Origin of the sequence: Streptomyces lycii (genome assembly GCF_009735685.1) — a bacterium.
Lineage (GTDB): Bacteria > Actinomycetota > Actinomycetes > Streptomycetales > Streptomycetaceae > Streptomyces > Streptomyces lycii.
Genome location: NZ_WHPN01000335.1, coordinates 1 through 25,506, shown reverse-complemented (window position 1 = coordinate 25,506; position 25,506 = coordinate 1). Strand labels below are relative to the sequence as shown.

General features: G+C 74.1%; 18 protein-coding genes, 2 tRNA genes and 1 pseudogene. 4 read left to right on the top strand and 17 right to left on the bottom strand.

The window, feature by feature from the left end:
* Nucleotides 1-216: 216 nt before the first annotated feature.
* The 5 genes and pseudogenes from GCU69_RS21595 to leuS all read right to left on the bottom strand — a co-directional run.
* A pseudogene (locus tag GCU69_RS21595) lies at nucleotides 217-2,865 on the bottom strand (ComEC/Rec2 family competence protein); the annotation flags it as partial.
* Nucleotides 2,862-3,932 (bottom strand): ComEA family DNA-binding protein, encoded by a 1,071-nt coding sequence (locus tag GCU69_RS21590; protein ID WP_235978616.1) that lies wholly within the window; start codon nucleotides 3,930-3,932, stop codon nucleotides 2,862-2,864. The pseudogene GCU69_RS21595 and the gene GCU69_RS21590, both read right to left, overlap by 4 nt.
* Nucleotides 3,933-4,809: 877 nt before the next feature.
* Nucleotides 4,810-5,655 (bottom strand): DegV family protein, encoded by an 846-nt coding sequence (locus tag GCU69_RS21585; protein ID WP_098751856.1) that lies wholly within the window; start codon nucleotides 5,653-5,655, stop codon nucleotides 4,810-4,812.
* A 760-nt stretch (nucleotides 5,656-6,415) separates the two neighbouring features.
* The gene (locus tag GCU69_RS21580; protein ID WP_156206932.1) at nucleotides 6,416-7,213 is read right to left on the bottom strand and encodes a hypothetical protein; all 798 of its coding nucleotides are present in this window, start codon (nucleotides 7,211-7,213) and stop codon (nucleotides 6,416-6,418) included.
* A gap of 237 nt (nucleotides 7,214-7,450) precedes the next feature.
* Nucleotides 7,451-10,372, bottom strand: a complete 2,922-nt coding sequence (leuS, locus tag GCU69_RS21575) for a leucine--tRNA ligase (protein ID WP_156206931.1) — start codon at nucleotides 10,370-10,372, stop codon at nucleotides 7,451-7,453.
* A 392-nt stretch (nucleotides 10,373-10,764) separates the two neighbouring features.
* On the opposite strand from leuS, the gene GCU69_RS21570 reads away from it, so the two are divergent.
* Complete coding sequence (locus GCU69_RS21570) at nucleotides 10,765-12,663, top strand: hypothetical protein (RefSeq protein ID WP_156206930.1); 1,899 nt, start codon at nucleotides 10,765-10,767, stop codon at nucleotides 12,661-12,663.
* The gene (locus GCU69_RS21565; RefSeq protein WP_156206929.1) at nucleotides 12,660-14,225 is read left to right on the top strand and encodes an NADH-quinone oxidoreductase subunit NuoF family protein; all 1,566 of its coding nucleotides are present in this window, start codon (nucleotides 12,660-12,662) and stop codon (nucleotides 14,223-14,225) included. Before GCU69_RS21570 ends, GCU69_RS21565 begins: the two co-directional genes overlap by 4 nt.
* A 315-nt stretch (nucleotides 14,226-14,540) precedes the next feature.
* Here the strand turns inward: GCU69_RS21565 and GCU69_RS21560 are convergent.
* Nucleotides 14,541-14,613, bottom strand: a tRNA-Ala gene (locus GCU69_RS21560).
* Nucleotides 14,614-14,792: 179 nt separating this feature from the next.
* Between GCU69_RS21560 and GCU69_RS21555 the strand changes: the two genes are divergently transcribed.
* Nucleotides 14,793-16,235 carry a glycosyltransferase 87 family protein gene (locus GCU69_RS21555; protein ID WP_408055830.1) on the top strand — a complete coding sequence of 481 codons (1,443 nt, stop codon included), beginning with the start codon at nucleotides 14,793-14,795 and terminating at the stop codon, nucleotides 16,233-16,235.
* Here the strand turns inward: GCU69_RS21555 and GCU69_RS21550 are convergent.
* The 8 genes from GCU69_RS21550 to GCU69_RS32765 form a co-directional block, all read right to left on the bottom strand.
* Nucleotides 16,214-16,447, bottom strand: coding sequence for a hypothetical protein (locus GCU69_RS21550; protein ID WP_098751862.1), 234 nt, complete (start codon nucleotides 16,445-16,447; stop codon nucleotides 16,214-16,216). The two genes, GCU69_RS21555 and GCU69_RS21550, sit on opposite strands and share 22 nt — an antisense overlap.
* 3 nt (nucleotides 16,448-16,450) lie before the next feature.
* Nucleotides 16,451-16,603 carry a hypothetical protein gene (locus tag GCU69_RS21545; RefSeq protein ID WP_156206928.1) on the bottom strand — a complete coding sequence of 51 codons (153 nt, stop codon included), beginning with the start codon at nucleotides 16,601-16,603 and terminating at the stop codon, nucleotides 16,451-16,453.
* A 158-nt stretch (nucleotides 16,604-16,761) separates the two neighbouring features.
* Nucleotides 16,762-16,834, bottom strand: a tRNA-Ala gene (locus GCU69_RS21540).
* A 138-nt stretch (nucleotides 16,835-16,972) separates the two neighbouring features.
* Nucleotides 16,973-17,626, bottom strand: coding sequence for a histidine phosphatase family protein (locus GCU69_RS21535; protein ID WP_098751863.1), 654 nt, complete (start codon nucleotides 17,624-17,626; stop codon nucleotides 16,973-16,975).
* Entirely contained in the window at nucleotides 17,623-18,054 is a 432-nt protein-coding gene (gene rsfS, locus GCU69_RS21530; protein WP_098751864.1) for a ribosome silencing factor, read from the bottom strand. The genes GCU69_RS21535 and rsfS overlap by 4 nt, the downstream gene beginning before the upstream one ends.
* A gap of 153 nt (nucleotides 18,055-18,207) precedes the next feature.
* Nucleotides 18,208-20,040, bottom strand: a complete 1,833-nt coding sequence (locus GCU69_RS21525; protein WP_098751865.1) for an LCP family protein — start codon at nucleotides 20,038-20,040, stop codon at nucleotides 18,208-18,210.
* Nucleotides 20,041-20,076: 36 nt separating this feature from the next.
* A complete protein-coding gene (gene nadD, locus GCU69_RS21520; protein WP_098751866.1) occupies nucleotides 20,077-20,700 on the bottom strand; it encodes a nicotinate-nucleotide adenylyltransferase in 624 nt (207 codons plus the stop codon).
* 54 nt (nucleotides 20,701-20,754) lie between these two features.
* The gene (locus GCU69_RS32765) at nucleotides 20,755-20,919 is read right to left on the bottom strand and encodes a hypothetical protein (RefSeq protein ID WP_098751867.1); all 165 of its coding nucleotides are present in this window, start codon (nucleotides 20,917-20,919) and stop codon (nucleotides 20,755-20,757) included.
* A gap of 197 nt (nucleotides 20,920-21,116) precedes the next feature.
* Here GCU69_RS32765 and GCU69_RS21515 point away from each other — a divergent pair, with 197 nt between their 5' ends.
* The gene (locus tag GCU69_RS21515; protein WP_098751868.1) at nucleotides 21,117-22,202 is read left to right on the top strand and encodes a M48 family metallopeptidase; all 1,086 of its coding nucleotides are present in this window, start codon (nucleotides 21,117-21,119) and stop codon (nucleotides 22,200-22,202) included.
* Nucleotides 22,203-22,271: 69 nt separating this feature from the next.
* Here GCU69_RS21515 and GCU69_RS21510 read toward each other — a convergent pair whose 3' ends face one another.
* The 3 genes from GCU69_RS21510 to GCU69_RS21500 form a co-directional block, all read right to left on the bottom strand.
* Entirely contained in the window at nucleotides 22,272-23,363 is a 1,092-nt protein-coding gene (locus GCU69_RS21510; protein ID WP_098751869.1) for an SCO2583 family membrane protein, read from the bottom strand.
* Nucleotides 23,364-23,452: 89 nt separating this feature from the next.
* On the bottom strand, nucleotides 23,453-24,034 hold the full coding sequence (locus GCU69_RS21505; protein ID WP_098751870.1) for an SCO2584 family spore wall biosynthesis protein: 582 nt from the start codon (nucleotides 24,032-24,034) through the stop codon (nucleotides 23,453-23,455).
* Nucleotides 24,035-24,126: 92 nt separating this feature from the next.
* Complete coding sequence (locus tag GCU69_RS21500) at nucleotides 24,127-25,452, bottom strand: glutamate-5-semialdehyde dehydrogenase (protein ID WP_098751871.1); 1,326 nt, start codon at nucleotides 25,450-25,452, stop codon at nucleotides 24,127-24,129.
* Between the last annotated feature and the right edge of the window lie 54 nt (nucleotides 25,453-25,506).

The window sequence follows — 25,506 nt, the reverse complement described above, 5'->3', positions numbered from 1 at the left end:
TCGACCACCGTCCCGGGATGCGGCGCAATCGGGTCTCACGGTACGAACTTGATCATCAAGAGCGGGTCGGGAAACAGCAGGTGAACCTCTGCCATGAGCCCCAGGACGTCGCGTTCCGGACATGGTTCGGGTCCGGACGACCTCCTCTGTGGGCCCCGCACCCACGGCGTGCGCCGGCGGGTCCCGTCCCGTTTCGGCGCCGAGGACGGCCGAGCCCAGCCGTTCCGCCGTACCCGTGACGGCGATCGTGCCCTGTGTGTCGGTACGGAGCACTCGGGCGCCGCCCGCCCGCAGCGCTGCCAGGGTGCGCGGGGCGGGATGGCCGTAGGAGTTGTCCCTGCCGCAGCTGATGAGGGCCAGCCGGGGCCTCAGCCGGCGCAGCAGCCCCGGATCCTGGTAGCCGGAGCCGTGGTGGGCGACCTTCAGCACGTCGACGGGCGGCAGTCCGGCGGTGCCCGCGAGCGCCTGCTGCGCGGGCGGTTCGAGATCGCCGGGCAGCAGCACGGTCAGTCCCGCCGTACGCACGAGCAGGGTGACGCTGGCGTCGTTGGCTCCCTCTGCCGCCCGTCCCGGCAACGGCCACAGCACCCGCCAGGAGACCGGCCCCAGGCGCCGCTCCCCCGGCGCGGTGCGGAGCACCCGGACCCCGGCTTCGTCGGCGGTCCGCCGGACGAACTCGGCCTGGTCCGGCGGCTCGTCGAGCGTCGTCGTCTCGATGGCACCGACCGCGCGTCCCCGGAGCACACCCGGCAGACCGGCCACGTGATCGGCGTGGAAGTGTGTCAGCACCACGAGCGGCACCCTGGTGATCCCCAGTCCGCGCAGACAGCGGTCCACAGGCTCCGGTTCGGGGCCGGCGTCGACGACTATGGCCGTGCCGTCACCCGCCGGGATCACCAGGGCATCCCCCTGGCCGACGTCGCAGACCGCGAGCCGCCAGCCGGGCGGCGGCCACCCCGTGAGGAACCGTGGCAGCGGCGCGGGCCGGAGCACGGCGAACAGCAGCGCCAGCGCACAGGCAGTGGCGAGCCAGGGGCGGCGGAGCAGCCGCGGGACCAGGAACACCAGTGCCGGTGTGACGACGACGAGGAGCAGCGCGCCCTTCCAGCCTCCCGGCCAGTCCAGTTCGGCACCGGGCAGTGCCGCGCCGGCCCGGGCCACCCCCGCGATCCACTCGACGGGCCAGCCGGCGAGCCACGCGAGCCCCTTCGCGGCCGGCATCGCCCAGGGTGCGACGGCCAGAGCGGCGAAGCCGAGCACCGTGGCGGGGGCGACGGCCAGTTCGGCGAGCAGGTTGCACGGCACGGCGACCAGGCCGACCCGGGACGCCAGCACCACGATCACAGGCGCGCACGCAGCCTGTGCCGCGGCCGCGGCGGCCAGCACCTCCGCGAGCCGGGACGGCACCCGGCGCCGGCGCAGTGCCTCGCTCCAGCGCGGGGCGACCGTCAGGAGCGCGGCCGTGGCCAGGACGGACAGCAGGAAGCCGTAGGACCGGGCGAGCCAGGGGTCGTAGAGGACGAGCAGCAGCACCGCGGCGGCCAGCGCGGGCAGCAACGACCGCCGCCGCCCGGTGGCGATGGCCAGCAGCGTGATCGCACCGCAGGCGGCAGCCCGCAGGACGCTCGGCTCCGGCCGGCACACGACGACAAAGCCGAGAATGAGCGTCCCCGCGAGGAGGGCTGTGCCGCGCAGCGGGATCCCGAACCGGGGCGCGATGCCCCGCCGCTCGGCACGGACGGCCAGATGCGGCGGGCCGATCAACAGGGCCAACACGACCGTGAGGTTGGCTCCGGACACCGCCAGCAAGTGAGTGAGGTCCGTGCTGCGGAAGGCCGCGTCCAGGTCGTCGGGCACCCGGGAGGTGTCCCCCACCACCAGGCCGGGGAGCAGGGCCCGGGCGTCCGGTGACAGCCCGTCGGAGGCCTCCCGCAGCCCGGCGCGCAGTCCGCCGGCGACGCGCTGTACCGCTGTCGGACCGCGCACCACCTCCGGTGGGGCATCCCCCGTCACCCGGAGCACGGCGGCGACTGGCCGGCCCTCCCACAGGGTGGGCACCGCCCGGGCTTCCAGGCGCAGCCGCGTGGAGGGGAGCAGGCTCAGCCAGGCCGCCCGGCCATCCGATGCCTCTTCCTGACCCGTGCCGGTCCCCGACCCCGCCGGTGTGTCCGGTTCCTTCCCGCCCTCGCGTGGGTGGGGCCTGCCGCCGCGTTCCGGGTCCGGCTCGGGCAGCCTGACGATGACGAGCACGGGGGTGCGCACCCGGTGCGCGCCCGGGCGTCCCGGGACGGTGACGCGCCTCGCCTCGGCCGGCACGACCACGGCAGGCGGTATGGGCCGTGCCCCGCGCACTGGCGGGCGGGTGAGGCGCGGGTCGCCGGTGACAACCACCTCGGCACCGACCTGCGCCGACTGCCGCGCCAGGTCCGGCAGGGGTCCCCGGTGCAGATCAGCGGCGTGCAGGGCGGCGGACCCGGCGGCGGCCGCCGCACAGAGCAGGGCCGCCGCGGCCGCCGTGACCGACAGGTGTGGCCGGAGCGGTGAAGGCCCCGCCGGGTCCACCGGTCCCTCTCCTGGCCGGTGAGTCCCCGGGGCGGCCGCCGGCGACCGGGCGCCCGCATCGGCTGTCCGGCGGGAACGGGCACGGCGCCGGCCGCAGGCCATGGCGAGCAGCAGCAGACCGGCCACCGCGCATACCAGCGCGCCTGTCCCCGCACGCTCCGGTGCCGCCCCCAGGGCCAGGGCGGCCGCCGCCCATGCCGCCAGCGCGGGTACGACCAGCCGCAGATCCGGCGGGCTCTTGCGGACCGGGTTCGAGGCGCCGAGCCGGTGCCCGGACTCGGCGTGCGCCGCGGCCCTGCTCACGGCTGGACCAGGGGCTGGATGTCGGCGAAGCGGCGGTCACCGATGCCGTTCACCTCTCGGAGCTGGTCGACCGAGGTGAAGCCGCCCTGCTGGGTGCGGTAGTCGATGATGTGCTGGGCGAGCACCGGGCCGACGCCGGGCAGGGTCTCCAGTTGTTCGGAAGTCGCCGAGTTGAGGCTGACTGGACCGGCCGCGGGTCCCGTACCGGAAGGGACGCCCGCTCCCGGCGAGCCCGCCGTACCGCCCGCGCCCGGGGCCCCGGGCGGGCCTCCAACCACGATCTGTTCACCGTCCACCAGGACTCTGGCCCGGTTGAGAGCGCCCGTGTCGGTGCCCGGACGTACGCCGCCCGCGGCACGCAGCGCGTCCTCCACCCGGGAGCCGGTCGGGAGCCGGTGCACACCCGGATCCCCGACCTTGCCCGTCACGTCCACCACGACTGTGCGGGCGGCGCCTCGGGGCGCGGTCCGGCCCGCGCCGTGAGCCGCCGCGGGGCCGGCCGGCGCACCGGGGGACGGACCCTGTTCCGGGGCCGATGGAGCAGCGGGCTCGGCCGAAGGACTTCGCACGGTCTCCGGGCGGCCCGTCCAGTAATGGTGGACGGCCAGCCCGGCCGCGAGGACCAGCAGCACGGTGAGCGCGGCGAGCGTCCTGGGCTCGATGCCGCAGCGCAACTGCACCCAGAGCGGCAGACGTTCGCGGAGTCCCAGGCGCCATCGGGTGTGCCACGGGAGGCGCCTTGCTGCGGCTGCGGAGGCTGGTGCGGGGGCACCGGCCGGGTCGGGCTCGACGGGCTCGGCACGGGGCGCGTCGGGCTCGGGCGGGTCGGAGTGGGCAGCGGTCCTCTCCGGCCGGACGGTGGCGCGTCGCGCGGAGCCGAGCAGACGCACAGGATCGCGGGAAGACGCGGGATCTGGGGACGACGCAGGTTCAACACGCCGCTCAGGACCGGACGGACGGCGGGGAACGGAGGAGTGCTCGGGAGCGGGAGCATGCCCGGGACCGGAGGGACTCCCAGGGCCGGTGGGCCCGGCGGGAGCGAAGGGCCGCGCAGGGTCGCCGGGCAGGGTGGGGGCGATGGGGGGCAGAGCGGTGCCGCTGAGCAGGACGGGATCACGAGGCAGGGCGACGCGGGCCAGGGCGGGATCGCGGGGCCGCGCAGGGTCGAGGAGCGGGGTAGCGCCGGGCCGTGCGGCATCGGACGGCGCCGGAGCCGCGCCCGCGGACCGGGGCAGGGCGGCGCCCGGTGGCGCGGGGCCACGGCGAGCCCTGGGCCCCGGCTCCGGGACGGGCACCGCTCTCCTTCTCCCGTCCATCGGCCCTTCGCCCGGCCCGGCTCCCGAGCGCAGGCCCGGAATGTGGAACCGCCCGCCCGGGTCCGGAAGGGTGTCCCAGGCGGTGGGCCGGAGAAGGGTGTCCCGCGCGGCCGGCTCGCCGAAGAGGGCCGTCGCACGGGCGCGGGCTTCGGCCGGTGTCGGACGACGCCCCCGTCCGTACGGGACGGCCGGCGAGCGGCGCAGGCGGTGGCGTCTACGGGTCCGGCGGTCGGAACCCGGTGCGCGTCCCGGCCCTCGAGCCGCTGTCACGGTGCGTGATCGTGTATCCATGCCGCCGAACGTACGAGGGCTTCCCAAATCCGCGGGGCGGTGTCCGAATTGCCGTGGACAACCCGCGAGTTGTGGAAAACCCGACCACACGTGCGGGTGAACCCCGGGCTCGGTAGGTTCCTCACGACGGATCCGAGTGCATCATCGAGACGTCGCCGGTCCGGGGCTCTCCGCACACAACCGAGGCCGGCACCCGTCGCAGAACCGGCACCCGTCGCAGGGCCTGCACGACCGAAGGCCCGCACCATTCGAGAGTCGCACGTACCTGAAGAAGGCGAGACATCCGTCCAGCGGTCGGCCGCGTCGCAGACGCTTCACCCGACCGCCCCGCAGGATCTCAGCGCGGTGACAGCACCGCGCCCAGCAGTCCCGGACCCGTGTGCGCGCCGATGACCGCGCCCACCTCGCTCACGTGCAGCTCCGCCAAGCCCGGCACCCGCGTCCGCAGCCGCGCCGCCAGTTGTTCCGCGCGGTCGGCGGCCGCCAGATGGTGGACCGCGACATCCACCGGGGCCACACCGGCCCGTTCGACGACGATCTCCTCGAGCCGCGCCAGTGCCCGGGACGCCGTGCGCACCTTCTCCAGAAGCTCGATCCGCCCGTTGTCCAACTGGAGGAGCGGCTTCACCGCCAGGGCCGATCCGAGCAACGCCTGCGCGGCGCCGATCCGTCCACCGCGCCGCAGATAGTCCAGGGTGTCGACGTAGAAGTAGGCGGCCGTGCCCTCCGCCCGCTTCTCCGCCGCGGCGACGGCCTCGTCGAGGGTCCCGCCCGCCTCGGCAGCCTCGGCCGCGGCAAGCGCGCAGAAGCCCAGCGCCATGGCGACCATGCCGGTGTCCACCACACGGACGGGGACGGGCGCCTGTTCGGCGGCGACCACCGCGGCGTCGTACGTCCCGGACATCTCCGCCGACAGGTGCAGCGACACGATGCCGGTCGCGCCGGCCTCGGCCGCCGTGCGGTAGGCCGCGGCGAAGGTGGCCGGGCCGGGGCGGGAGGTCGTCACGGAGGCACGGCGCCGGAGCGCCTCGGCGACGGAGCGCGCGGAAATCTCCGTGCCCTCCTCCAACGCCCGGTCACCGAGCACCACGGTCAGCGGAACCGCGGTGATGGCATGCCGCTCCATCGCCTGTTGCGGCAGGTAGGCCGTGGAATCGGTGACGATCGCGACATGGCGGGACATGAATGGGAGGTTATCCGTGGACGACGGGGACGACTACTGCCGACAGTACGGGGCCACCGTACGGCCGTGGCCAGGGGGGCGGCGACTCGATGCGCTCCGGGAAAGCGGAGGAGCGGCCGAAGGCACCCACGCCGGCCGGACACGGGCCGGAGGACCGGCCGAGCACGGGCTCCCGAGCCCGGCCGACCACGGGCCCGGGACGCCGGCCGAGCACGGCCCGGGGATCGGTCGAGCCCCGCCCGGAGGATTGGCGAGCGGGTGTCCGGGAGCCTGCCGCGCCCCGGCGCGAGCGGGTGTCCCGGAGACGCGCCGCGCCCTGGCGCCAGGCGCCCCGGCGCCAGGACAGGGCCGGGCCCGGCGCAAGGATCAATCGAGCCCCCGCCCGCGGGGGCGGCCCAGTGGGGAGACCAGACCAGGCCAGTGGACGGGGAACAGGCCAGTGAGCCGGGAACGGGCCAGTGGACGTTCCGGGCACGGCCGGGCCCGGCGCGAGGACCGGCCGAGAGCCCCACCCCGGCACGAGGATCGGCCAAGAACCCCGCGGGGCCGGCCCAGCGGAATGCCCCGGGGGACCGGCCGAACACGGCCCGAGAACAGACCGGCGTCCGGACCGAGGAACGGCCGGATGCAGGCGGCGGAAGGGGCGCGTACGGCCCGGACAGGCCGGGCACAGCCCGGGAACGAGTCGGGAGCGCGGCCGGGATCCGGTCGGGCGGGGCACACGGCCAGGGCACACGGTCGGGGTGCCCGGAGGGGACGGTCAGGCCGTGCTCTCCGGCCGCCGGGTCTTCCCCGCCTTCTCCCACGGGAAGCCCGTCCGCTGCCGCGGGTCACGGGCGGTCAGGGCGGGCGGTTCCTCCGGCTGGCGCTCGCGGTCCGGCGTACGGTCCGGCGTCCCCGCCGGTTCGCCTGCCGGTGCCGTCCGTGCTTCCGCCTGCCGAGCCTGTCCCGGGTCCGGCGACCGCTGGGCGCCGCCGGTGCTGCCGGAACCCGCCGCGTCGGTCGTCCCGGGTGTGCTGTCCCAGTGCCGGAGAGCGCCGGCCTCCAGCTGGATGTCGCTGCTGAGCGCCGCCAGATCGTCGTCGGCGAACCTCCGGGCGCGGTCCTGGGCCGCCCAGCGCAGCGAGTCGGCGGAGTGCACGACGCGCTCGGTGCGCTCCCGGAGGTCGGGCAGCGCGGCGGCGACGCGGCTCTTGTCGGGCTCTCGCTCCAGGCGCTTCAGCTCGTCGTCCAGCTCCCGGCCGTGCGTGCTCAGCCGCTCGAACAGGCCCAGGGTCTCACCGAGCGAGGAATCGTCGGGGGCGGCCGCGTGCAGGGTGTCCTGGGTGGCCCGCATGGACGTGCGGAGCTTGATCCGCAGCTCGGCGAGTTCCCCCGCGGCGCCGGGCTGGGCGAGCTGCCGGGCCCGGAGCGTGGTGTCCTCCACGGTCCGCCGGGCCTGCGCGACGGTGCGGTCCACGCCGCGCTTCGCGGCGCCGACCGCCTTGGCGGCGGCATAGACACCGGCCGCGACGAAAAGCACGAACAGCAGAGCCACCACCGCGATCGCGGCTTCCATGAGCGCTCCCTCGTCACACTCCGGTACGACACGCCGTCCGGCGCACCTTCTCCACCGTAAACGGCCGAGGCCGGTTGGGGGTTCCACCGGGTCCCCGGCGGAACCCCCAACCGGCCCCTAGGGGCGACCGCCTCCCCCCGGCCACGGCGGGCGGAGGCAGCCGTTCCGCTCCCCGGCCCGCCCGATTGCCCGGGCCCGGCGGTCACCCAGCCCCGATGCCCCGGCTCGTCCGGGAGATCAAGCCGGAACGATGTTCACCAGCTTCGGTGCCCGGACGATCACCTTGCGGATCCCCGCCCCGCCCAGCGCCGACCGCACCGCGTCCTCGGCCAGGGCCAGTGCCTCCAGCTCCTCGTCGGCGATCGACGGCGACACCTCCAGCCGGGCCTTGATCTTGCCCTTGACCTGGACGACGCAGGTCACCGTCTCGTCCACCACGTACGCCGGGTCGGCCACCGGGAAGTCCGCGTGCGCGACCGAGGTGCGGTGGCCCAGCTTGTACCACAGCTCCTCGGCGATGTGCGGGGCCAGCGGCGCGATCAGCAGCACCAGCCGCTCCGCGACCGTCCTCGGCACCGGGCCGCCCGCCTTCGTCAGGTGGTTGTTCAGCTCGGTGATCTTGGCGATGGCGGTGTTGAAGCGCAGCGCCTCCATGTCGCGCGAGACGCCGTCGATCGCCTTGTGCAGAGCGCGCAGCGTCGCCTCGTCGGGCTCGCTGTCGACGACGGTCACCTCGCCCGTCGTCTCGTCGACGACGTTCCGCCACAGCCGCTGGAGCAGCCGGAACTGGCCGACGACCGCACGGGTGTCCCACGGCCGGGAGACGTCCAGCGGGCCCATCGCCATCTCGTAGAGCCGCAGCGTGTCCGCGCCGTACTCGGCGCAGATCTCGTCGGGTGTGACGGCGTTTTTGAGGGACTTGCCCATCTTGCCCAGCAGCCGGGTGACCTGCTCGCCGCCGTACCAGTACGTGCCGTCGCGCTCCTCGACCTCGGCCGCCGGGACGGCGATGCCGCGGCTGTCCCGGTAGACGTAGGCCTGGATCATGCCCTGGTTGTAGAGCTTGTGGAACGGCTCGGCGGAGGAGATGTGGCCCAGGTCGTGCAGCACCTTGGACCAGAAGCGGGCGTACAGCAGGTGGAGCACGGCGTGCTCGGCGCCGCCGACGTACAGGTCGACACCGCCGTGCGGCTGCCCCTCGCGCGGGCCCATCCAGTAGCGCTCGATCTCCGGGTCGACCAGCCGCTCGCTGTTGCGCGGGTCCAGATAGCGCAGCTCGTACCAGCAGGAACCGGCCCAGTTCGGCATGGTGTTGGTCTCGCGGCGGAACTTCCGCACACCCCGCCCGTCGCCCAGGTCCAGTTCGACGTTCACCCAGTCGCCGTTGCGGGACAGCGGGGTCTCCGGGGAGGTGTTCGCGTCGTCCGGGTCGAAGGTGCGCGGGGAGTAGTCCTCGACCTCGGGCAGCTCCAGCGGCAGCATCGACTCGGGCAGCGGGTGGGCGATGCCGTCCTCGTCGTACACGATGGGGAACGGCTCGCCCCAGTAGCGCTGCCGGCTGAACAGCCAGTCGCGCAGCCGGAAGTTGACGGTGCCCTCGCCGATGCCACGGCGCTCCAGCCACTCGGTGATGCGGGCCTTGGCCTCCGTGACTCCCAGGCCGTCCAGGGAGATCTCGTCGTTGGCGGAGTTGACGGTCTTCGCGTCGTAGGAGGCGAAGGCGTCGTCCCACGTCGCCGTGTCGGTGCCGCGGCCGTCCGTGGGCTCGACCACGCAGCGGATCGGCAGCTCGAAGGCGCGGGCGAAGGCGAAGTCCCGGGAGTCGTGCGCCGGTACGGCCATGATGGCGCCGGTGCCGTAGCCCATCAGGACGTAGTCGGCGATGAAGACCGGGACCTGCTCGCCGTTGACCGGGTTGACCGCGTACGCGCCGGTGAAGACGCCCGTCTTGTCCTTGGCCTCGGCCTGCCGCTCGACGTCGGACTTGGCCGCTGCCTGCTTGCGGTAGGCGGCGACGGCCTCGGCGGGGGTGGCGTATCCGCCGGTCCACACCTCGTGCGTGCCCTCGGGCCAGGCGTCCGGGACGATCGTGTCCGGCCCGGACACCAGGCCGTGCTCGGGCGCCAGCACCATGTACGTCGCGCCGAACAGGGTGTCCTGGCGGGTGGTGAAGACGGTGACGGCCCGGTCGGCCCCGCTGGTGGCGTGCACGGGGAAGTCGACCCGGGCGCCCTCGCTGCGGCCGATCCAGTTGCGCTGCTGCAACTTGATGGCCTCCGGCCAGTCCAGCGCGTCCAGGTCGTTCAGCAGCCGGTCGGCGTAGGCGGTGATCCGCATGTTCCACTGCCGCAGCTTGGCCTTGAAGACCGGGAAGTTGCCGCGCTCGGAGCGGCCCTCGGCGGTGACCTCCTCGTTGGCCAGCACGGTGCCCAGCCCGGGGCACCAGTTGACGGGGGCGTCGGAGGCGTACGCCAGCCGGTATTCGCCCAGCAGGTCGGCGCGCTGGGCGGCGTTCAGCTCACTCCAGGGGCCCCAGTCCCCGGGCGTCTCCCGCTCACCGCTTTCGAACTGCTCGACCAGGGTCCCGATCGGCCGGGCGCGGTCCGCGGCGTCGTCGTACCAGGCGTTGAAGATTTGCAGGAAGATCCACTGGGTCCACTTGTAGTACTCCGGGTCCATGGTGGCGAACGACCGGCGCTTGTCGTGGCCCAGGCCCAGCCGGCGGAGCTGCGCCGTCATGTTCTCCATGTTGGCCTCGGTGGAGACCCGCGGGTGCGTGCCGGTCTGCACGGCGTACTGCTCGGCGGGCAGCCCGAAGGCGTCGAAGCCCAGCGTGTGCAGGACGTTGTGGCCGGTCATCCGGGCGTGCCGGGCGTAGACGTCGGTGGCGATGTAGCCCAGCGGGTGGCCGACGTGGAGTCCCGAGCCCGAGGGGTACGGGAACATGTCCATCACGTACTTCTTCGGCCGCGCGGCGGCGTCACCGGCTTCTCCGGCGGCTCCCGGGCCGCCCTCCGGGCCGGTGGCCTCGTAGGTGCCCTCGGCGTCCCAGAAGTCCTGCCAGCGTGCCTCGATGTCGGCTGCCAGCGCTGCCTCGTACCGGAATGACGTGGTACGGGGCGACGCGGCCGGTTCGGCGGCGGAATGGTTCTCGCTCATCGTCCTCAAAGCTCCATCGATCGTCTCTGCCGTTACCCGAAACCTGTCCCGGCGCCGTCTCCGGGCGGGAACTCGTCCCGCACCGGAAGGTGCCCGGAAAAGGGAATGCCCCTCGCACAGGAGGGGACGCCGCGCCGATTCCGACCTCGGGTTGCCGCGAGGCACCACGGGTCGGGACTGATCAGCGCGGCTCGCTAAGCAGAAGGCGTACGGCACGCATGGCGTCAGGGTACCGCAGCGACCGCCCGGGCCGCACGGAGCGGGCGTTGAACACCGTGCGGCGGCCGTCCGTAATTGACAGCTGAGCAAATAACCAAACGCCCGGACGTTACCCGAGAGGCCACTTAGCATGCGGAGCCGGGACCCCTTTCTCGCGCCACAGGAGTCACCGCATGAACCCTCGTAAGAAACGGACCCAGCCCCTGATACCTCGCAATCCGGCACCCGAGCGGCCGGCCGTCCCCAGGCCCGCGCTGTTCGCCGGTTCGACGGCACTGCTGATCCTCGTTCCGATGCTCGTTCTCTTCACGGGGGAACAGCTCCGCGCCCTGCTGGACTTCGTCGGCGGAGTCCTGACCCTGCTCTCGCTCACCGCGGCCGTCGTCTGGGGGCTCATCGCCACCGACCGGGTGCTGCTCGCGCCCCGCCAGCGGCTGCTGGCCCAGGCGGTCCACCGCGCCGTGGCCGTGGCCTCCCTCGGCTTCCTGGTGATGCACATCGTCCTGAAGGTCTCCGCCGGACACACGTCCCTGATCGGCGCGCTGGTGCCGTTCGGACTCGGTGTCCAGGGCTCGGCGGGGCTCATCGGACTCGGTTCGCTCGCCGGGTACCTGATGGTGATCGCCGGTTCCACCGGCGCGCTGCGCAGCGCGTTCGCCTCGGAGAGCCGCAAGGTGGCGGGCCGCTGGCGCGCCATCCACTCGCTGGCCTACCCCGCCTGGTGCGCGGCGCTGGTGCACGGCCTGTACGCGGGCCGGGAGGCGGCCGGCTACGTGGTCGCGCTGTACACCCTGTGCCTGCTCGCGGTCGGGCTCGCCGTGTCGGTACGGATCCTGCCCGCGCCGTACCGGCGGCGGATCGCGCAGGTGCTGCTGGCCCTGCTGCGGCCGGGCGAACAGCCCGCGCGACCGCCGGGTGCGCCTGCTCCCCCGCCGCGGGACACCGCGGTGACGCCGCTGCCGGGGGCCGGGGAGCGGCGGGGGGCCGCGATCCCGCGGCCCGCTCGCGGGAGTTCCGGGCCACCGCTGGAGTCGACCCGCGCGGTCCCGCTCGGCTCTCCGGGCCGGCCGGCGGGGGCCGCGGGCCCCGGCGCGGGCCTCTCGGCGGGCTACCGGGCCATGACGTCCGCCGACGGGACGCCGGACGCGGATCCGGACCGTCCCTCCCGGATCGTGCCGCCGGGGCGCGGATTCTCCCCGGCGGCGCCGGTCCGGGCGGTGCCGGGGAGCGCGGCGGACCCGCTGTCCGGGACGCCGGACGGGCCGCTCACCGGGGCGCGGGGCGATGCGGCGGGCGGTTTCACGGCCGGGTCCGGCGCGGATGCCGGTGCAGGTTTCGGCTCCGGGTCCGGTTTCGGCTCCGGGTCCGATTTCGGGTCCGGGTCCGATTTCGGGTCCGGGTCCGATTTCGGGCCCGATTCCGGGTCCGGGTCCGATTTCGGGTCCGATTCCGGGTCCGGGTCCGATTCCGGGTCCGATTTCGGGTCCGGGTCGGGGTCCCGTTTCGGCGGTTCCGGGGCGCGGACCGGCGGTTCCGCTTCCGGCGAGGGACCGCGGACCGAGCCGCTGCCCCGGCCGTACGCGGACCCGCCGGGCGCGGACACCCGGGGCGGCTCCTGGGCGCATCCCCGGGACAACGGTCCGGCGGGAGTCGGCTCTCCGCCGGGCGCCTCCCCGGGCGGCGGCGCGGCGTGGGACGGCTCCCCGGCGGGCTCCCCCGGCTTCCCCGCCGGTTCCCCGGGCTTCCCCGCCGGCTCCGGGACCGGCGGCGACCCGCTGCGCGACCCGGTCTTCGACGCCGCCCCGACCGAGCCCTTCGCCCGCCCCTCCGACCTGCGTTCCGACCCGCGCTTCGATGTCCGCGCCGGCCCGTCCCCGGAGCGGGCCGCGGCACCCTGGCCCGTCCCGTCCCCGCCGCCGCCCACCCCCGCCGACCGCCTCGGCCCGGCCGCCGGCCCCGACTCCCGGGACGGCGGGCCGTCCGGCACCACGGGCGCCTCCGACGCGCCCGGGCCCTTCTACCCGCCCCCGCCCGGTGAGCCGTGGCACGAGCCCGCAGGAGACCGGCCATGAACGTGCCGCTGCCCGACGTACCCGAGGTCCGGGTCGTGGGACTCCCCCAGCTGACGTCAGGCTTCGATCTGGTCCACCGCCTGGACCTCGACATGCATCTCAAGGTTCACGGCGCCCTGGAGCCGATGCCCGGTGAACGGCTCGCCGAGCTGGCCGAGGCCGTCTCACTCAGCGGCCGCGGCGGCGCGGGCTTCCCGTTCGGCAGGAAACTGCGGGCCGTCGCCAAGTCCTCCATCCGCCGCGGGGTGCGCCCCGTGGTCGTGGTCAACGGCAGCGAGGGCGAACCGGCCTGCCGCAAGGACACCGTGCTGCTCAACCGCGCCCCGCACCTGGTGCTCGACGGCGCGCTGCTGGCCGCCGAGGCGCTCGGGGCGCGCACCCTGGTCGTCGCCGTGACCCGGGACTCGACCGAGGCGTCCGTCCGGCAGGCGTTCGGCGAGCGGGGCCTGTCGGACCGGCGCGGGCAGACCCTCCGTGCCCGGATCGTCCGCACCCCGGAGCGGATGGTCTCCGGCGAGTCCTCCGCCGTGATCCGCGCCGCCAACGGCGGCCCCTCGCTGCCCCCGGGCCGCAAGGTACGGGCCTCGGACTCCGGGGTGAGCAACGCGCCGACGCTGCTGTCCAACACCGAGACCTTCGCCCAGCTCGCCGTCGCCGCCCGGCTCGGCCCGCAGCGCTACGGCAACACGGGGCTGAGCACCGAGCCCGGCACCGTCCTGCTGACCGTCTCCGGCTCGGTGGCCCGGCCCACGGTCCTGGAGGTGCCCAGCGGCGTACCGCTGCGGTACGTCCTGGAGCTGTGCGGGGCGCCGCCGCTGCCGCAGGGCGTGGCCTCCGGCGGCTACCACGGCAAGTGGATCGACGGCATGACGGCGCACGGCGCGGTGGTCTCCCGCAAGTCGATGGACGCGGCGGGCGGGGCGCTCGGGGCCGGCGCGCTGCTGCCCATCGGCCCGGAGACCTGCCCGCTCGGCGAGACCCTGCGGGTGGCCCACTGGCTGGCGGCGGAGACCGCGGGGCAGTGCGGCCCGTGCAAGCTGGGGCTGCCCGCGGCGGCCGCCGGGCTCTCCGACGTGCTGGGCGGCGGCGGCCGGACCTCGCTGGAGGCTCTGCGGCAGGTGACGCAGTCCGTACGGGGCCGCGGGGCCTGTGCGCACCCGGACGGTTCCGTACGGTTCATCACCTCGGCGCTCAGCACCTTCACCGACGATCTGGCCTCCCATGTGCTGAACGGCGGCTGCGGCCGCCCGACCCAGGGCGTGCTGCCGCTGCCCGCGCCGGGCTACCAGGAGGAGGGCGTGCCCAGCGGGGAGAAGCTGGCCGTCGACTGGACGCTCTGCGAGGGTCACGCGTTGTGTGCCGGGCTGGTGCCGGAACTCATCCGGATGGGCCCGGACGGCTATCCCGTGCTCGCCGACGCCTCCGTGCCCGTACACCTCCAGGGCCAGGCGCAGCGGGCCGTGCGCCGCTGTCCCGCGCTCGCGCTGCGGCTGGAGGAGGCCCCGGCGCCGCGCGGTCCGGCGCCGAGCAACCGCCAGGCGCTGCCCCGCGGGGGCGGCTGAGCCGCGCAGCCGCCGAGCCGGCCCGGGCCGGAGCGCCCCGCCCCCCTGCTGAGACGGCACGGGGACGGGGCGCTCCGTCGTGTCGGCGCGGGGCGGGCGCGGCGTCCGGAACCGGCACGTCCGTCGCCCGAGTCCTGCCCGGTGCACCCGGTGCACCCGGTGCACCCGGCGTACGCGGCACCCGGCGTACGCGTCGTCTCGGCCCCGTCCGGAGCCGCGGCGGACGGGGCGGACGCGGCGGACGCGGCGGGCGGACGGCCCCGCGGAACGCAGAACGGGCCGCCCTTCCGGACGGCCCGTTCTCATCGTTCACCGTGGAGCTAAGGAGAATTGAACTCCTGACCTCCTGCATGCCATGCAGGCGCTCTACCAACTGAGCTATAGCCCCGCTTGCTGTCGCCCGGTTCCCCGTGGCGGCTGCGCCAACTTTACACGGCAGACCCCGCCAATCGCCAAATCCATATCCCTCCCCCTCCGCCGGAGATCATCCCGGCCGGTACTGTCTCCCTCCTGTGCCCCTGTCGCCGACCCCGCATCCGCAGACCTGGATTCTGGAGCCGCGCCACCGTGACCGCGACGGAACGTACGGAACGGACCGCCGAACCCCCCGTCCCCGCCCTGCGCGCCCGGGCCGCCGGACATCCCACCCTGATCGCGGCGGTCTGCTGCCTCGCCTCGTTCGCCGCCTTCTGGGCGGCGCAGCGGGCGGCGCAGGTGACCATGATCGATCTGATGGTCTACCGGGCCGAGGGCTGGACGGCCCGCACCGGCGGGGACCTCTACGCGATGCGGGCCACCTATGCCGACCTGCCCAACACCTATCCGCCCTTCGCCTCGCTGCTGTTCATACCCCTCACGCTGCTCGACGTCGGGCCGATGCGCTTCCTCGTCACCGCCGGGAATCTCGGTCTGCTGGTCGCGCTGGTCCATCTCTCGCTGAGGCTGACGGGTCTGCCGGAGCGGCTCCCGGGGCGGGTGGCGCGGCTGCCGCGCCCGGCCCTGGCCTTCGCGCTCGCGGGGGCGGCCGTCTGGTGCGAACCGGTGTGGACGACGCTGCGCTACGGGCAGATCAATCTGCTGCTCGCGGTGCTCGTGCTGTGGGACCTGTCCCGGCCGGCCGGTCACCGCTGGGCCGGGCTGGGCACGGGCATCGCGGCGGGCGTGAAGCTGACCCCGGCACTGTTCGCGGCGTTCCTGGCGGTCGCCGGCGCGGTACGGGGCTGGCAGCTGCTGCGCGCCGCCGGCGGCCGGGGCGGGATCGCCGCGGCGTGGAATCCGCTGCTGCGGCGGGCCGCCGTGTCGGCCGCGGCCTTCGCGGGGACGGTGGCGACCGCCGCCGTGGCGCTGCCCCGCGACTCGCTGACGTTCTGGTCCGGCACGGTGTTCTCCGCGAGCCGGGCCGGCCATCTGGAACAGACGGCGAACCAGTCGCTGCGCGGGATGCTCGCACGGCTGATGCACACCACCGATCCGGGCGTGTGGTGGGCCGTCACGGTGGCCGTGGTCGCCGTCGCCGGGCTGGCCGCGGGCACGGCCGCGCTGCTCGCCGGGCTCGACGCGTGGGCGGTCCTGGCCTGTGCGATGACCGCGCTGCTGATCAGCCCGGTGTCGTGGTCGCACCACTGGGTGTGGTGCGTGCCGCTGGTGCTGCTGCTGGGCGGCGAGGCGCTGCGCCGGTCGCACCGCCGGGCGTGGTGGACGGCGGTCACCGCCGCGGTCTGGCTGGTGTTCTGCTCGTACGCCCTGTGGTGGGTGCCGCACACGCCGGGCGCCCGGCAGGAACTGCGGCAGACCGGCGGCCAGATGCTGCTGTCGGCGGGCTATCCGGCGCTCGCGGTCGGCTTTCTGGTGCTGACGGCTGCGGTGGCGGCACGGGCCTGGCGGAGGGCGGCGCGGCGCGGGACGCCGCTGGGCGGAGCCGTGCGGGCCGGTGGCGCGGCGGGAACGGGCGGGGCGGGCGCGGGGACGGGCGTGGGGCGGGTCGGCTCTCAGGCCGTGGCGAAGGAGTAGAACCGTTTCAGCGCGCAGTGCTCGTCGAGCAGCCGGCCGTAGATCGGCTCGCCGTCCAGCTCCCGGTACGTCTCGATGGGGTCGCCGACGATGATCAGCGCGCGGGCGCACTCCTCGCACCAGTACTGGTAGTCGAGGTTCAGCGGCTCCATGTCGCGGACGATCGGCGTACCGCTGCCGCACCAGTCGCACTTCCTGCTGTGTGCACCCATCAGTCAGCTCCAGCTGTGGCCGCAGGCCGTGCAGACGTAGGAGATACCGCCGTTGTCCCCGAGCATCTGGGCGACATGGACCGAGCCACAGGACGGACAGCGGAGGAGAGTCATACCGAGAAGGTTCCCGGTGCCACCGAGAATGCTCTCCGGCATGTCGCTCCTCCCCTCACGACCTTTGATTCTGCCATGGGACGGGCACGCGGTCAGCGTTCTCACCACAGGAGTAACTCCCGTAGCGCCTTGCTTCCGGAAACTGTCCGGAATGCAACGATCCCGCCCTCCATTTTTTTGGAGGGCGGGATCGACAGGTGTGGAGCTAAGGAGAATTGAACTCCTGACCTCCTGCATGCCATGCAGGCGCTCTACCAACTGAGCTATAGCCCCGCCGTTCGCGCGACGCCCCGGTCCGGTTCTCACCGGCGCGCCGTGAACGAGCAGTAGCTTAACCGGTGACCAGGCCGAATGAGAAATCCGGTCCGCGCCGGGCTCCGGCGGGCCCGCCGGGAGCCCCGGCCGCGTGCGTCAGTCGTCGTCCCCGAGCACCGGCTCGGGCAGCGTGCCCGCGTTGTGCTCCAGCAGCCGCCAGCCGCGGGCGCCCTCGCCGAGCACCGACCAGCAGCAGTTGGACAGGCCGCCGAGCGCCTCCCAGTGCCGGGAGTCCAGGCCCAGCAGCCGGCCGATGGTGGTGCGGATGGTGCCGCCGTGGCTGACCACGACCAGGGTGCCGCGCTCCGGGAGCTTGTCGGCATGCCGGGCGACCACGGGGGCCGCCCGGTCGGCGACGTCCGTCTCCAGCTCGCCGCCGCCGCGCCGTACGGGCTCGCCGCGCTTCCACGCGGCGTACTGCTCGCCGTGCCGCTCGAGGATCTCCTCGTGCGTCAGGCCCTGCCAGCTGCCCGCGTAGGTCTCCCGCAGGCCCGGGTCCGCGGTGACCTCCAGCCCGGTCACCGCGGCCAGCTCGGCGGCGGTGTCCCGGGCCCGCACCAGGTCGGAGGCGATGATCGCGTCCGGCTCCAGCGCGCCCAGCAGCCGGGCCGCGCGGCGCGCCTGGGAACGGCCGGTCTCCGTCAGCTCGATGTCGGTGGTGCCCTGGAAGCGGCGCTCGAGATTCCACGCGGTCTGGCCGTGCCGCCACAGGACGATCTTGCGGCCCCGGCCGCTGCTCGTGCCGTTCAGCTCAGCTCACCGTCCTCGTCGCCCTCGGCGCGGGCGTGCTCCTCGGCCTTGCCGCGGGTCGCGGCGGCGTCGGCCGGCAGCTCCAGTTCGGGGCAGTCCTTCCAGAGCCGCTCGAGGGCGTAGAAGACGCGCTCCTCGCTGTGCTGCACGTGCACCACGATGTCCACGTAGTCGAGCAGGACCCAGCGGGCCTCGCGGTCGCCCTCGCGGCGCACCGGCTTGGCGCCCAGCTCCTTGTTGAGCCGCTCCTCGATCTCGTCGACGATCGACTTGACCTGGCGGTCGTTGGGGGCGGAGGCCAGCAGGAAGGCGTCGGTGATCGACAGCACCTCGCTGACGTCGTACGCAATGATGTCGTGCGCGAGCTTGTCGGCGGCTGCCTGGGCGGCGGCGTTGATCAGCTCGTTGGAGCGGTCCGTGACGGTCACAAGCAGGCTTTCGGTCGAGGGGCTGGATGCCGGCCGCGGTGCCCCGGGCGGGGTCGCGCGGCCGGAATCCAGGATCTCACGATCCACCGGCACACCCGGCCCGCGGCCGCCGGACCCCGGGGCGGCCACCGGGACCGGCGGCCGCCCGGGGCGCTACTGCCCGGCGCCGCCCGGCTCGTAGTCGCCGCCGAGGACGACGGTGATGTCCGCGTTGGCCGCCCCCTCGCCCTTCCGGGCGGCGCTCTCCGGCAGGCCCAGCGCGGTGGCGATCTCCTTCGCCTCGGCGGCCCGTGCCGCGTCGGCGTAGGTCACCCGCGAGGTCTGCTGCGCCGTGCCGGTGCCGCCGTCGACGTATGTCCAGCCGCCGTTGACCAGCGCCGCCTGCGCCGTGCCCGCGGCCTTCGTGTCACCGGTGGCGTTCCGCACGCTCACCCGTGGGGCCGCGTCCGGGTCGGCGTTGGTGACCGTGCCGCCGAGGACGTCCTTGACCACGCTCTCCGCGGTCCCGTCGCTCAGCGTCCCGTCCTGCCGCACCGGCAGCAGCGTCGTCTCGTACGCGCCGCTCTTCGCCTGCTCCGCCAGTTCGGCGAGGGAGGCTCCGAGCTGCCCCTCGGTCAGTGACGGGTCGGCGATCTGGTTGAGAGTCTGCACCGTGGTCGTCGCCAGCTCGGGGTCGCTCGGCATCTTCCGCAGCACGGCCTGCAGGACCTGCCCGAACCGCCGCAGCTGGTCGGCCTGGTCCTCGCCCTTCTGCAGCAGGGTGGCGTAGCCGACGGCGGCCCGGCCGTCGAGGCTCTGCTCCCGGCCCTTCCCGACCAGCGGGTCCTCGCCCTTCTTCGCCGCGGGGACGGCGGCGTCGGTGTCGAGGGTGATGCCGCCGACGAGTTCGACCAGATTCTCCAGATACGGGGTGTCCAGCCGCCAGCTGTGCTTCATCCCGGAGCCGAGCAGCGTGTTCAGGGCATCGCGGGTGGGGCCGTTGCCCTCCTCCTCGACGGAGGCGCCGAGCGTGGTGGAACCGCTCTCGCCGGTCACCGCCAGGGAGTTCGGGAGCAGCAGCGTGGTGCCCTTGCCGGTCGTCTCGTTGTTCACGAGCAGCGCGGTGGAACTGCCGCCGTCCTGCTTGGTGTCGCGCAGATGCACGATGATCACGTCGCGCTTCTGCGGGCCGCCGGCCGCCTGGGCGCCCCCGCCGTCGCCGGACAGACCGGGCAGCTTGCCCTCGTACCAGAGGTAGCCGACGCCGCCGGCCAGGGCGAGCGCGAGGACCACGAGGAGGGAGACCAGGCGGTTGCGGTACTTCCGCTTGCGCTCGTCCCGGCGCTCGGTGCGGGTCTCGGCGAATTTCAGCCAGTCGATGACGTCGTCGGCGTCCTCGTCGGGCTCCTCGATGAACGAGAACTGCTCGGTGCGGTAGTCGGGCGCGCCCGAGTCGTCGTCCCGGGGGCCCGGAACGGATCCGGGGTGGCCGGGGTGCCCCGGCTGCCCGGGCTGCTGGGGGCGCTCCGGGGCGCGGGTCTGCTGCTGCGGCGCCCACTGCTGCTGGGCGGACTGCTGCGGGACACCGTGCCGCGGATCCCGGCTCGGGTCCTGCTGGTGCGACGGGTACCGCGACGGGTCCGGCTGCTGCGGCTGCTGCTCGTGCGGGTAGGGCTGCTGCTGCGGGTAGGGCTGCGCGGTGCCGGTCCCGGTGCCGTAGCCGCCCGGGTCGGGGTCGTGGCCGTAGTCCTGCGGGGCGTAGCCCTGGTCGTACTGCTGCTGCGGATAGCCGCGGTTGTACTGGTCGTACTGCTCGTCGTAGCGCGGCCGCTGCTGCTGGGTGTACGGGTCGTAGGACTCGTACGGACGGCCGTACTCGTCGTACTGCTGCGGCTGCTGCTCCCGCTCGGTGTACGGGTCGTAGTACTGCTGCGTGTACGCGTCGGGGACGTAGGGATCCTGGCCGTCCTCCGGCCTGCCGTACCGCCCGGAGTGTGCGTCGTTCACCGGTGCCCCTTCCCGTGCCGTGCCCTGCCGTCGCGCCTAGCCGGCGTCCCGGTAGAGCCCGCGCTTGTCGATGTAGCGCACCACCCCGTCCGGCACCAGATACCAGACCGGCTCGCCCGCCGCCACTCTCGCACGGCAGTCCGTGGACGAGATGGCGAGCGCCGGCACCTCGACCAGCGAGACGCCGCCGTCCGGGAGGCCGGGGTCGGAGAGCACGTGCCCGGGACGGGTCACTCCGATGAAGTGTGCCAGCGAGAACAGTTCCGGGGCGTCCCGCCAGCCGAGGATCTGCGAGAGGGCGTCGGCCCCCGTGATGAAGAACAGGTCGGCGTCACCGTGCTCGGCGTGCAGGTCCCGCAGGGTGTCGATGGTGTAGGTCCGGCCGCCGCGGTCGATGTCGATCCGGCTGACCGAGAACTGCGGGTTGGACGCGGTCGCGATGACCGTCATCAGATAGCGGTCCTCGGCCGGGGAGACCGTCTGGTGGCTCTTCTGCCACGGCTGGCCGGTCGGCACGAAGACGACCTCGTCCAGGTGGAACTGGGCGGCGACCTCACTGGCCGCGACCAGGTGCCCGTGGTGGATCGGGTCGAACGTGCCGCCCATGACACCGAGCCGCCGCTTCACCGGACCGGTCGCGGGCGCTTGCTGTTCTCCCATGCGAGCAGAGCCTACTTCCCGGTCCGGCGGCGCGTCCCGCTGCCTCCGGCCGCCTCAGCGGTCGCGGTTGAGACGGGTGGTGATCCAGAGCAGGAGCAGCAGCGCGGCGAGCGTCAGGCCACCGATCAGGTACGGGTTGAGGCTCTCGTGGTTGCTTCCGTGCTCACCGCCCCCGGAGGCGAGGGTGAGCAGGGCGTGGGCGGAGCTGGGGAGACTCATCGTCGGCAGACCTCGGGGTCGTCGTCGGACAGGACGCGTGATGCGCTCTCATCGTAAGCGGGGCGCCGACGCAACCTCACGCCGACTCTTGGCGTCCTACGGGTCCGACCGCCGCGGCCCCGCTGTGACAGTCAGCACTTAGGGTGGTGGCTGCCAGGGGGACGAGGCCATGTGCCGGGCCGACAAGGGGGCCAAAGATGACCGAAGACAGCAACGGGAACGTGCCGAGCCGCAACCGCAGGCGGTTCCCGCAGATCTCCTCACGCGCCTACGAACATCCCGCCGACCGCTCGGCGCTGGTGGCGCTGCGCAAGCTGAGCGGCTTCGACACCGCCTTCAAGGCGCTGAGCGGGCTGCTGCCGGAGCGCTCGCTGCGCCTGATGTTCCTCTCCGACTCGGTGCGGGTCAGCGAGGACCAGTTCGCGCATCTGCACGTCATGCTGCGGGACGCGTGCGACATCCTGGACCTGGAGAAGGTCCCGCCGATGTATGTCAACCAGGACCCCAAGCCGAACGCCATGTGCATCGGCATGGACGAGCCGATCATCGTCGTCACCACCGGCCTCGTCGAGCTGCTGGACGAGGAGGAGATGCGGGCGGTCATCGGCCACGAGGTGGGACACGCCCTGTCCGGGCACGCCGTCTACCGGACGATCCTGCTGTTCCTCACCAGCATCGCGCTCAAGGTCGCCTGGATCCCGCTGGGCAATGTCGCGATCATGGCGCTCGTGACGGCGCTGCGCGAGTGGTTCCGCAAGTCGGAGCTGTCGGCGGACCGCGCGGGCCTGGTCGTCGGCCAGGACCTGCAGGCCTCGATGCGCGGCCTGATGAAGATGGCCGGCGGCAACCACCTCCACGAGATGAACGTGGAGGCCTTCCTGAAGCAGGCCGAGGAGTACGAGGCGGGCGGCGATCTGCGCGACTCCGTGCTGAAGATCATGAACGTGCTGCCGCGCAGCCACCCGTTCACGACCGTGCGCGCGGCCGAACTCAAGAAGTGGGCCGAGAGCCGGGACTTCCAGCGGCTCATGGACGGGCACTACCCGCGCCGCGACGAGGACAAGGACACCTCGGTCAGCGACTCCTTCAAGGAGTCCGCGAACCACTACGCCGACTCGGTCCGCAACAGCAAGGACCCGCTGATGGGCCTGGTGCGGGACATCGCGGGCGGCGCCGGCGACCTCGGCGGCAAGCTCCGCGACAGGTTCAGCGGCGCCGCGAACGGCGGCAAGGGCGGCTCCACGCCGCCGGCGGACGACAGCGGCCCGGCCGCGTCCTCCTGACGGGCCCCGGCAGGGCCGCCCCCCGTCGGATTCCGGCGGGCGGGCGCCGTCCCGCGCCCCGGGCGGCCGCTACGGCGACCCCCGGGGCGGGCTCGGCTGCGCCTCGTCGGCCATCACCCCGCACAGCGAGGCGGTGGACCGCTGGGGCGCGTACGGGTCCGTGCCGGCCGGGCGGCCCTTCCCGGCGTCCTGCCCCGCCAGCAGCGGCCGCAGCTGCCCGGCCGTGTCGCCGCCGCAGCTCATCGGGCCCGCCTGCACATAGGCCTGGACCACCTCGATCTGGTGGTCGCGCAGGTCGTCCCGGTCGAAGCGGAAGCGGACCTCGCGGCGGACCGTGAAGAGCGACGCCCGGCCGTCGCCCTCCGGCTGCCCGGCGGCCGGGCGCAGCGCGTAGACGAAGGTGTGGTCGCCGGTGACCTCCAGCCGGCTGGAGCCCGTCTCGGTCACGGCGAGGCTGCCCCGCACGCGCACCTGCGGGTCGGCGAGCGCCACCCGGGAGGCGTCGAAGCGGACCAGCCAGCCGGTGGCCGCGTGCCGCCCGTCGTCGGCGGGCCGGTCCATGCTCCGGTCGAACTGCTCCAGCTGGTACGAGTCGACCAGGACGCGCACGGGCCGCACGGTGCCGCCGGTCAGCACCTCGGGGTCCAGCGAGGAGCGGATGATGTACTCCTTGGCCGCGTCCAGCGCGGCGAGGACCTGGGTGTCGGTGAAGTTCTCGGTGCCGTGCACGGCCGGCAGATTGACCCCCTCGGCCCCCACCCGGAAGTGCGCCGCCGGGCTGTGCTCGAACAGGGCGGCCGGTGCCGCGCCGGGCACCGCGCCGCGCGGGGCCAGCGGGACGACGGTGCTGCGCAGCGGCTCGGGGTCGCGCTCGGCGAGGCTCCGGTAGGGATTGCGCACCCCCATGTACACGGCCGTGGCGAAGGCCAGGGCGATCAGCAGCACCAGGACGAGCGCCTGCCGGGATCCCCGGCTCCGGCGCCACGGGCCCTGGCGGCGCACCGCGGGGGTGTGGTCGTCCAGCCGCTCCTGGGCGGAGAACTCCTGAAGCCGGGCAGCACGAACGAAGGATTCGTCGAAAACGACGGATCGGTATTCGTCGTCGCCACCTCCCGGGACGCCCTCGGGTGCCCCCTCAGGTGGGTCTCCAGGCCCGGTCATACCAACAGAGTAGGTCGGGAGGGCACCTGGTAAACGCCTGGGTGACACCGAACTTCCCGGCGCGGGCCGGCCATCGCGGCGCGGCGCGCTCAGCGGGCGTACGGGACGGCCACGGCCGCCGGGGCGGCGCCCCCGGCGAGGGCGTACGGCAGCGGTTCCGGCAGCCCGGCGGAACGCTCGGCGCGGTCGTCGTCGACGCCGGTGGTCGCGGGCGGCGGCGAGGGGTCCTGCCTGCTGCCCGCGTCGCCGCGGTAGACCGCCGCGAAGGCGAGCGCCACCATGCCGACGCCCATCACGATTGCGAGCACCCAGGCCACCGGCCGGTGCCAGCGGGTCCCGCTGCGATAGGGGCGCAGGGCGCCGCCGTAGGGGCCGTACGGGTCGTGGCCGTCGTCGTCCGGGTCGTACCACTCGCCGGGGCCGCCGTACGCCTCGTAGAGCTCCTCGTCGCTGACGGAGGCGCCGGGGCGGCGGCGGGCCGCCTCGGCCTCGGCACGGGCCTGGGCGGCGGCCAGCATGCGCTCGACGGCGCTGGGCTCGTGGATCTCGGCGGACCGCACGAAATCCTCGTCGAACACCACGGTCGCGAACTCTTCGTCCGCCGCCCCGTGGCTGTCGCTGTCGGGTTCGTCACCGTCCTGGAACGGCTTGCCCCCCACATCGTCCGGCACCCCACCAGATTAGCCCGGGACCGCCGCTTTGGGCAGGGCGGGAAGAAATATCCCGGGGGCACGCACGGTGCCCCCGGGAGACCGGGGCGGTGTCAGCAGCTGCGCTGCCGGGCGTCCCGGACGTGGCCGTCGCCGGTGACGACGTACTTGGTGGAGGTCAGCTCCGGCAGCCCCATCGGGCCGCGGGCGTGCAGCTTCTGGGTGGAGATGCCGATCTCCGCGCCGAAGCCGAACTGGCTGCCGTCGGTGAACCGGGTCGAGGCGTTCACCGCGACCGTGGTGGAGTCGACCAGCTGGGTGAACCGGCGGGCGGCGGCCTGCGAGGTGGTGACGATGGCCTCGGTGTGGCCGGAGGACCACAGCCGGATGTGCGCCACGGCGGCGTCCAGGGAGTCGACGACCCCCGCGGCGATGTCGTACGAGAGGTACTCGGTCTCCCAGTCCTCGACGGTGGCCGGGACCACGGTCGCGCCGGACCGCACCCGGTCGGCGATCTCCTGGACCCGCTCGTCGGCGTGCACGGTCACGCCGTGCTCGGCCAGCGCGACCAGCGCCCGCGGCAGGAAGGAGTCGGCCACGTCCTGGTGCACCAGGAGGGTCTCGGCGGCGTTGCACACGCTGGGCCGCTGCGCCTTGGAGTTGACCAGGATCTCCACGGCCATGTCGAGGTCGGTCTCGGCGTCGACGTAGACGTGGCAGTTGCCGGTGCCGGTCTCGATGACGGGCACCGTGGACTCCTCGACGACCGTACGGATCAGCGAGGCGCCGCCGCGCGGAATGAGCACGTCGACCATGCCGCGGGCGCGCATCAGCTCGCGTACGGACTCCCGGCTCTCACCGGGGACCAGCTGCACCGCGTCGGCGGGCAGCCCGGCGCCGCCGACGGCGTCGCGCAGGACGGTGACCAGGGCCTTGTTCGAGGAGTAGGCGGAGGAGGAGCCGCGCAGCAGCACCGCGTTGCCGGACTTCAGGCACAGTGCCGCGGCGTCGACCGTGACGTTGGGCCGGGCCTCGTAGATGATCCCCACCACACCGAGCGGGACCCGCACCTGGCGCAGGTCGATGCCGTTCGGCAGCGTCGAACCACGGACGACCTCGCCGACCGGGTCGGGCAGCGCCACGACGTCCCGTACGTCCGAGGCGATGGCGCGGACCCGCTCCGGGGTCAGGGTGAGGCGGTCGATGATCGCCTCGGCGGTGCCCGCCTCACGGGCCCGCCCGACGTCCTCGGCGTTGGCCTCGACGATCTCCTTGACCCGCACCTCCAGGGCGTCGGCGATCGCGAGCAGCACGTCGTCCTTGACGGCCCGCGGCAGCGGGGCGATCTCGGCGGCGGCGGCCTGCGCGCGGTAGGCGGCCCGGATGACCGGGGACTGCGGCGTGGGATCGGCGAGGGGCGAGGGGAAGACGCTGCTCATGCGGACAGGGTACTGAGCCCGGGCACGGCTCCGTCCGCCGTTCCGGCCCGCGAG

Excerpts from the sequence above, each read along its gene's own strand:
- GCU69_RS32765 (WP_098751867.1), bottom strand. The coding sequence starts at position 20,919 with ATGAGTCTCCCCAGCTCCGCCCACGCCCTGCTCACCCTCGCCTCCGGG.
- GCU69_RS21570 (WP_156206930.1), top strand. The coding sequence starts at position 10,765 with ATGAACCCTCGTAAGAAACGGACCCAGCCCCTGATACCTCGCAATCCG.
- GCU69_RS21580 (WP_156206932.1), bottom strand. The coding sequence starts at position 7,213 with ATGGAAGCCGCGATCGCGGTGGTGGCTCTGCTGTTCGTGCTTTTCGTC.
- leuS (WP_156206931.1), bottom strand. The coding sequence starts at position 10,372 with ATGAGCGAGAACCATTCCGCCGCCGAACCGGCCGCGTCGCCCCGTACC.
- GCU69_RS21545 (WP_156206928.1), bottom strand. The coding sequence starts at position 16,603 with ATGCCGGAGAGCATTCTCGGTGGCACCGGGAACCTTCTCGGTATGACT.
- GCU69_RS21515 (WP_098751868.1), top strand. The coding sequence starts at position 21,117 with ATGACCGAAGACAGCAACGGGAACGTGCCGAGCCGCAACCGCAGGCGG.
- nadD (WP_098751866.1), bottom strand. The coding sequence starts at position 20,700 with ATGGGAGAACAGCAAGCGCCCGCGACCGGTCCGGTGAAGCGGCGGCTC.
- GCU69_RS21500 (WP_098751871.1), bottom strand. The coding sequence starts at position 25,452 with ATGAGCAGCGTCTTCCCCTCGCCCCTCGCCGATCCCACGCCGCAGTCC.
- GCU69_RS21585 (WP_098751856.1), bottom strand. The coding sequence starts at position 5,655 with ATGTCCCGCCATGTCGCGATCGTCACCGATTCCACGGCCTACCTGCCG.
- GCU69_RS21510 (WP_098751869.1), bottom strand. The coding sequence starts at position 23,363 with ATGACCGGGCCTGGAGACCCACCTGAGGGGGCACCCGAGGGCGTCCCG.
- GCU69_RS21550 (WP_098751862.1), bottom strand. The coding sequence starts at position 16,447 with ATGGGTGCACACAGCAGGAAGTGCGACTGGTGCGGCAGCGGTACGCCG.
- GCU69_RS21565 (WP_156206929.1), top strand. The coding sequence starts at position 12,660 with ATGAACGTGCCGCTGCCCGACGTACCCGAGGTCCGGGTCGTGGGACTC.